This is a genomic window from Kitasatospora sp. NPDC042419 (genome assembly GCF_056437345.1).
Genome location: NZ_JBWKAW010000081.1, coordinates 1 through 6638, shown reverse-complemented (window position 1 = coordinate 6638; position 6638 = coordinate 1). Strand labels below are relative to the sequence as shown.

At 67.4% G+C, this 6638-nt stretch carries 7 protein-coding genes and 2 pseudogenes; 5 read left to right on the top strand and 4 right to left on the bottom strand.

The window, feature by feature from the left end; genetic code table 11:
• Positions 1–239 precede the first annotated feature (239 nt).
• Both AC067J_RS43865 and AC067J_RS43860 read left to right on the top strand, forming a co-directional pair.
• On the top strand, positions 240–800 hold the full coding sequence (locus tag AC067J_RS43865) for an SMI1/KNR4 family protein (protein ID WP_478308488.1): 561 nt from the start codon (positions 240–242) through the stop codon (positions 798–800).
• A 129-nt stretch (positions 801–929) separates the two neighbouring features.
• On the top strand, positions 930–1232 hold the full coding sequence (locus AC067J_RS43860) for a KR domain-containing protein (RefSeq protein WP_478308487.1): 303 nt from the start codon (positions 930–932) through the stop codon (positions 1230–1232).
• On the opposite strand, the gene AC067J_RS43855 is transcribed toward AC067J_RS43860, so the two are convergent.
• Positions 1138–1494, bottom strand: a complete 357-nt coding sequence (locus AC067J_RS43855) for a transposase (protein ID WP_478308486.1) — start codon at positions 1492–1494, stop codon at positions 1138–1140. The genes AC067J_RS43860 and AC067J_RS43855 overlap by 95 nt on opposite strands.
• A 67-nt stretch (positions 1495–1561) precedes the next feature.
• Here AC067J_RS43855 and AC067J_RS43850 point away from each other — a divergent pair.
• Positions 1562–2912: pseudogene (locus AC067J_RS43850) on the top strand (IS30 family transposase).
• Here the strand turns inward: AC067J_RS43850 and AC067J_RS43845 are convergent.
• Positions 2887–3504, bottom strand: a complete 618-nt coding sequence (locus tag AC067J_RS43845; RefSeq protein WP_478308489.1) for an IS3 family transposase — start codon at positions 3502–3504, stop codon at positions 2887–2889. The pseudogene AC067J_RS43850 and the gene AC067J_RS43845 overlap by 26 nt on opposite strands.
• 5 nt (positions 3505–3509) lie before the next feature.
• The gene (locus AC067J_RS43840; RefSeq protein WP_478308485.1) at positions 3510–3821 is read right to left on the bottom strand and encodes a transposase; all 312 of its coding nucleotides are present in this window, start codon (positions 3819–3821) and stop codon (positions 3510–3512) included.
• Positions 3822–3854: 33 nt separating this feature from the next.
• Here AC067J_RS43840 and AC067J_RS43835 point away from each other — a divergent pair, with 33 nt between their 5' ends.
• Both AC067J_RS43835 and AC067J_RS43830 read left to right on the top strand, forming a co-directional pair.
• Positions 3855–4310: an SDR family oxidoreductase gene (locus tag AC067J_RS43835; RefSeq protein ID WP_478308484.1), complete on the top strand. Its 456-nt coding sequence runs from the start codon at positions 3855–3857 to the stop codon at positions 4308–4310.
• A 460-nt stretch (positions 4311–4770) separates the two neighbouring features.
• Positions 4771–5271 (top strand): hypothetical protein, encoded by a 501-nt coding sequence (locus AC067J_RS43830; RefSeq protein WP_478308483.1) that lies wholly within the window; start codon positions 4771–4773, stop codon positions 5269–5271.
• A gap of 110 nt (positions 5272–5381) precedes the next feature.
• Here AC067J_RS43830 and AC067J_RS43825 read toward each other — a convergent pair.
• A pseudogene (locus AC067J_RS43825) lies at positions 5382–6459 on the bottom strand (IS630 family transposase).
• Positions 6460–6638 lie beyond the last annotated feature (179 nt).

The following is a 6638-nucleotide window of genomic DNA, read 5'->3' as shown; positions in this document are numbered from 1 at the left end:
GATACCTGGCCGGACCGTCGCCAACCGTGACCACCAGCGGGGGACGGGGGCATGCTGTCCTCGGCAGCCGACCGGTGGCTGGTCGCGGTGCCGGCAGTCCCCTGCGACCGGAGTGCGCCATTAGTATATGGAACTCAAGGGGACAGCTTGTCGGCTATGAAACCCCGGAGATCTTCAATGAGAAAGATGGATATAATCTTGAGGCTGGCTATCAGTGGTGATGTGCGGGCGGTGCGAGTATGCGCGACGATGTGAAAAGACTTGTTGAGATTTCTGGCTGGTCGCCACCTGAAGCGGTTGTGCGTGTTCCATGGGAGCGCTCTGCTGCACTCCTCCGATTCAATTTCCCTGCAGACTATCGAGAGTTCGTTGATGTATTCGGGGCTGGTTATGTCCGGGGGGATCTCGGAATTCTAGATCCTCTGACAGATCCTGGCATGGGTGGGGAGGGCGGAATTATTCGGATGGCACGGCGGACATCCGATGATATTGGACTTCAATTTCGAAAGATGCGGGAAGATTCGTTTGACCTCTGTCCGTATCCGGTCTACCCGGAAGATGGTGGACTTTTGGCTTGGGGGGTGAATTACAACGGTGACATTTGCTTCTGGTTGACTGAGGATGACGACTCGGATCGATGGCCTGTCGTAATCTGGCGCAGGGGCCACCCGTTGAACGCCTGGAGTCGGTACAATATGGGGATGGCTGAGTTCCTTCTCGCGGTGATTACTGGCGAGATTCATGAACTGGCTGATCTTGTGTTTTTGGATCCTGAGATTCCTGTTTGGGTGCCGGAGTAGCCCATCCTTCGAGGGCCTGGCTCGTCGCTTTCGGTGCTACTGCTCACGGGAAATCTCAGTAACGGACTGACCGTGGCCGAAGACGCATGGACTTATCAGGTCTGCTAAAGCTTGCCCAGGCCTGGCCGCATGCGGGGGTGCGATTGTGGGCGGCGGGTGTTGGTCCGGTGTGTCGATATCGCGGACCGTGAGGGGGTCCGTGGCTTCGTCGCCGAGGTCGAGAGCGGGTTCGGGTCGATCGTGGCGGCCGTGGCGTCCGCGGGGATCACCCGGGACCGGCCGCTGATGTTGATGTCCGACGACGAGTGGGCTTCCCCCGCTGCGCGGGAGGTGCTGATTACCTGGTCAAAGCGGGTGTGGGTGGCTCGACGACCACCGATTCGGCCGTCGCCTGGTTGGCGTAGTACTTCGCCTCGTACTCGTCCGGGCTGAGCCAGCCGAGGCGCTTTTGAATCCGGCGGGTGTTGTACCAGCCGTCGACGTAGCCGAACAGCGCCAGGTCGGCGTCCGTGCGGGTGGCGAAGGCGGTGCGGCGCACGCACTCGGTCTTCAAGACGCTCCAGAAGTTCTCCGCCAGGGCGTTGTCGAACGAGTCGCCGACGGTGCCCATGCTCGGCTCGATTCCGGCCTTCAGCAGGCGGGTTGTGAGCTTGATCGACGTGTATTGGGTGGATTCAACTGGTCGTCGCAACACCTCGATTGTGGAGGTGTCGGTGGGGCGGCCTGCGGGATGGACGACGAAGGTGACGGGGCGTCCGGCGATGCGATCGCCGGGCCGGCCGCCGGTGCGTCGGGACGTGGAGCGCGCGTTCTGGTTGAAGATCGCCGAAGGACTCACAAGCGAGGATGCCGCGCTGGCGTGCGGCGTGTCCGGGCCGGTCGGTTCGCGGTGGTTCCGCGATCGTGGCGGGATGCCTTCGATCCAGCTCAGTCCGTTGTCAGGTCGGTATCTGTCGTTCGCCGAGCGCGAGGAGATCGCCCTGCTGAGGGCCCAGGACACCGGCGTGAGGGAGATAGCCCGCAGGCTGGGGCGCTCACCCTCGACGATCTCTCGGGAGCTACGGCGCAACGCAGTCACGAGGTGCGGGAGGCTCGACTACCGGGCCTCGATCGCGCAGTGGAAGGCCGAGCTGGCGGCAGGCCGGCCGAAGACCGCGAAGCTCGCGGCCGACGAGCGGCTGCGCGAGTACGTGCAGGACCGGTTGGCCGGCTTGATCCAGGCTCCCGACGGAAGGCCGGCGCCGGGTCCGGCGACCCAGGAGTGGAAGGGGCGGAACAAGCCCCGCCGTCAGGACCGGCGCTGGGCGACGGCGTGGAGTCCGGAGCAGATAGCCAAGCGGTTGCCGGTCGACTATCCGGACGACGAATCCATGCGGATCTCGCACGAGGCGATCTACCAGGCCCTTTACGTCCAGGGCCGCGGCGCGCTCGAGCGTGAGCTGGTCACGTGCCTGCGGACCGGGCGTGCCCTTCGGGTTCCGCGCTCGCGCGCCCGCCGGAAGGCGGCCCGGTCACGTCACGCCCGACGTGATGATCAGCGAGCGTCCCGCCGAGGCCGAGGACCGGGCCGTCGCGGGCCACTGGGAAGGCGATCTGATCATCGGGACGACCCGGTCCGCCATCGGCACTCTCGTGGAGCGCATGACCAGGTTCACGATCCTGGTCCACCTTCCGCGGATGGAAGGCTACGGCGTCGAGCCAAGGGTGAAGAACGGCCCCGCGCTGGCCGGCTACGGAGCCGAGGCGATGCGCAAGGCCCTCACAGCCCAAATGGCCAACATCCCACAGCAGTTGCGCGGATCGCTGACCTGGGATCGAGGTAAGGAGCTTGCCCAGCACGCCCAGCTGAAGGCTGACACAGGCATCGCCGTCTACTTTGCCGACCCGCGCAGCCCCTGGCAGCGGGGCACGAACGAGAACACGAACGGGCTGCTGCGGCAGTACTTCCCGAAGGGCACGGACCTGGCCCGCTGGACCGCCTGCGACCTCGAAGCCGTCGCAGGCGCGCTCAACACCCGGCCGCGGAAAACACTCGGCTGGAGAACTCCTGCGGAGGCTCTCGACGATCAGCTACTCTCGCTCCAAATCAGCGGTGTTGCAACGACCCCTTGAACCCGGTTTGGCAGCCGTGGTCGCTGTGATGGATCAGCTTCCCGGGCTTGACGGGCCGGCCGTGCAGGGCGTATTCCAGCGCGGTGAGGACTAGGTCGGCATCGGCCCGTTCCGAGGTGTGCCAGCCCACGATCCGGCGGGAGAAGGCGTCGCGGATCGTGGCCAGCCACCACGGGCCCTCGCCGGTGGGGATCAGCGAGATGTCGGCGACCCACAGTCGGTTCGGGGCGCCCGCGGTGAAGTCGCGCTGGACCAGGTCCGGGGCGAGGTCGGCCGTCGGGTCGCGGCGGGTGAAGGAGCGGGGCCGGCGCGGGCTGACACCCTGGAGGCCGGCCTGGCGCATCAGACGCTCGACCCGTTTGCGGCCGACGTGGGTGCCCTCGCGCCGCAGGACGGCGTGGATGCGCGGGGAGCCGTAGGTGGCGTCGGAGTCGGCGTGGATCTTACGGATGTGCTCGGTGAGCTCGGCGTCGTGGCGCTTGCGCGCGCACGGCTTTGCCACCTCGCGGCGCCAGCGGTAGTAGGTGGAGGCGGGGATTTGCATTTCCCGGAGTACGGGTTCGGCCCCGAAGCGGTCCTGGTGCTCGTCGATGAGCTTCAGTACCGTCGCCGGGTCGGGTCGAGCTCCTGGGCGAAAAAAGCCGAGGCGGCCTTGAGGATCTCGCAGGACCGGCGGAGTTCGGCGTTCTCCTTGCGCAGGGCGGCCAGTTCCTCCTTCTCGGCGGTGGTCAGCCGGTCGTCGCGCTCGCCTCGGTCCGCCTCGTCCTGGCGGATCCAGTTGCGCAGGGCCTCGTGGTGTACGCCCAGGTCCCGGGCCATCTGGCGGATCATGGGCTTGGGATCGGCGGCCCGGTATGCGGCGACGGCTCGCTGCCGCAACTCGGGCGGGTATTTCATCGGTGCAGCCATGGCAGAGGCTCCTTTCTCACGGCCCATCAGGCCATGTCCGGCAACCTTCCGCACCTCGGGGGAACCTCAGAGTGGGACACCGTCGTGCGGACCAACCTCGACGGCACTGCCGGTCTGCTGCGCGCTCTGGCCCGTCCGATGGCGCGGCGTGGTGCCGGCGCGATCGTCACCCTGTCGTCGGCAGCGGGTGTGGTCGGCAATGCCGGGCAGGCGAACTACTCCGCGTCGAAGGCGGGGATTATCGCTCTTACTCAGGCGATGGCCAGGGAGTTCGCGCGGCTTGGGGTGCGGGCGAATGCTGTCGCGCCGGGTTTCATCGATACCGATATGGCTGCGTCGGTGTCCAGGGACGCGGTCCTTGACCGTATACCGTTGCGTCGTTTCGGTAGGCCTGAGGAGGTGGCCGCGTTGGTGTCGTATCTGGTGTCGCCCGAGGCGGGGTACGTGACGGGTCAGGTGTTGCGTATCGACGGCGGCGTGGCGTTGTGAGGGGGCTGCCTCCACCCGTTGTAGCGGGTGGAGGCAGTCGGAGGCAGAGGGCGCGGGCAGAGGGCTGCGGGCGGCCTGGCGGCCGTTGTGCGGTCGGGTCCGGGGTCCGGGGGCCGCAGGTCGTGGGCGGGCTGGTGGTGGTTACTGACTTCGGCGCGTCAGGGTGAACTGTCGCGAGGCCCCTCATGAGCGTGGGAAGCGGCACCCCGGGCGACGGTGCATCGAGCGCCGGCGGGGCCTTCGGGTGAATCTCGTGGGCGTCCGGGTGAGGGTCGTGACCACCCGGACAGCCCAGCCGCACGAGGTCCGCAGGCGACGGATTCGCTTGCGCCCCAAGGAGAAGCGGCTGCCTCAGCCACCCCGGGAGAGGCCACCTGCGGGCACCGCGCCGGCCGGCCCCGGTGTGCTCGACTACCCCTCGAATGCGGGCAGGGAGCCCGCCGTGTCCGAGGAGGACTCCATGCACCATGCCCTGCGCACCAAGCGCACGCTCGCCCTCGTCCTGGCCGGGACGGCGTTCGGCGCGGCCGCTGCGTTCAGTGCACCGGCTCTGGCGGACGGGCAGAACCCGGGCGGAGCCCACCACCGGGCTGTGTCGGTCCCGTGGGTCACCATCAGCAGCAGCGGGTACACCACCGCCCAGGGCGGAGTGCCGCAGGAGCTGGGCAACTCCTTCGGCACCCGGACCCCGCTCCTCGACCAGTACGGCGAGAACACCATCGGCACGATCTACTCCACCTGCAGCAAGGTCGAGGCCGGCCCCGACCAGCTGTACTGCACCAGCCTGCTCAAGTACGGCCCGGAGAAGCAGGTCACCCTGTCCGTGGTCGTGCCCCTCGGTGACGGCGCCGCCAAGGAGTTCGACGGCACGATCACCGGTGGCAACTACGCCTACGAGGGAGTCACCGGTGTCGCCCACTTCACGCTCAAGAACGGCAACTACGAGGTGACCTTCCCCTGAGCTGCGCACCCCACCTGTGGGGAGGCGGCCACCCGGCCGCCTCCCCACAGGTGGGGGTAGCGGCTCCGCCACTTCCCCCTGCACCCCGCACGCCTGCTGACTTCGGTTGGTTAGGAGGCGTGCGGCGTGTCGAGAGTCAGGCCGGTACCGGCTATGAAGCCGTCGAGGGTGTCGGGTCGGTACTGCAGGCGTTTGAGCCGGTTGCGGACGAGAGTCTCGAGTCGGTCGAGGGCCATGACAGCGAGGTTGGCCAGGCTGCGTTTGACGTGAGCCCAGACCCACTCGACGGGGTTGAGGTCGGGCGAGTAGGCGGGAGCAGGAACACCGTCAGCCACGCGCGCTCGGCGATCAACTTGCGCATGGCGTGGGAGACGTGGGTGTTCAGACGGTCCCAGACCAGCACGATCGGTGCCTTGACGAGCTGGTGGACGCCGTCGATCAGTGCGATGAAGTCGCGCTCGCCCATGCTGCGGCGCTTGCCTCGGCCCGCCGGGTGGGTGATCAGGTGGTGGCACAGCCGGGTCCGTGAACCGGGCCGCATGGCGATCAACCCGGCCACCGACAGGCGTCCCGAGCGGCGGCCGCTGACCGTCACGACCGGAGTTCGGCCGCGCCGGCCCCAGGTGCGTCCTTGGGGCGGTCGGCGGGTGAAGCCTGCCTCGTCCTCGAAGCAGATGTAACCCCCGCAGGCCGCCCGGGCGCCTTTGCCTCCGTCCAGGTCACCTCCCTCCAGGCCGTAACGGCCTGTTCGTCGCGCTCGGCCACCCGCCGTGCGGGAACCTGCGGGCTGAAGCCGAGCCGGTGCATCAGCCTCGTCGTCCCGGAGACGCTGTAGGAAACGTGGAACCTCCGGCCGATCAGCGTGGCCACCCGTGCGGCAGTCCACACCTGGTCCTCCACCCAGCCATGCGCGGCCGGCCCCTCCTCCAGGAATGCGGCAAGTTTCTCCAGACACCGCGACGACAGGCGACACCTCGACCCGCCTGGACCACGAGAGGCCAGAGCCCCTACACCGCCGTCGCGCCACAACTCGTGCCACCGGTAGGCCGACTTCCGGCTCACCCGCAAACGACCCGCCACGTCCGACGGCCTGGTCCCCTGCTCGAATAGCTCCGCCGCCTCAACCCGCACCGACTCCCGACGCAGCCGACCCTCAGCAGTCAGCCCGCCACCATCCGCATACCTCACACACCATCAAATACAGCCGCCACCACACACTCATCAGGAACTTCGCGACAGTTCACCCTGACGCGCCGAGGTCAGTATGTGGTCGGGTTTGGGGTGGGGGTGGTGTTGAGGAGTTTGGTGAGGAGGTTGTGGAGGGTGTTGACGGTGCGTGCGTGTTGTAGTTCGGCTGGGGGTAGTTC

Coding starts and splice junctions, on each gene's coding strand:
- AC067J_RS43830 (WP_478308483.1), top strand. CDS start 4,771: ATGCACCATGCCCTGCGCACCAAGCGCACGCTCGCCCTCGTCCTGGCC.
- AC067J_RS43865 (WP_478308488.1), top strand. CDS start 240: ATGCGCGACGATGTGAAAAGACTTGTTGAGATTTCTGGCTGGTCGCCA.
- AC067J_RS43860 (WP_478308487.1), top strand. CDS start 930: ATGCGGGGGTGCGATTGTGGGCGGCGGGTGTTGGTCCGGTGTGTCGAT.
- AC067J_RS43840 (WP_478308485.1), bottom strand. CDS start 3,821: ATGGCTGCACCGATGAAATACCCGCCCGAGTTGCGGCAGCGAGCCGTC.
- AC067J_RS43835 (WP_478308484.1), top strand. CDS start 3,855: ATGTCCGGCAACCTTCCGCACCTCGGGGGAACCTCAGAGTGGGACACC.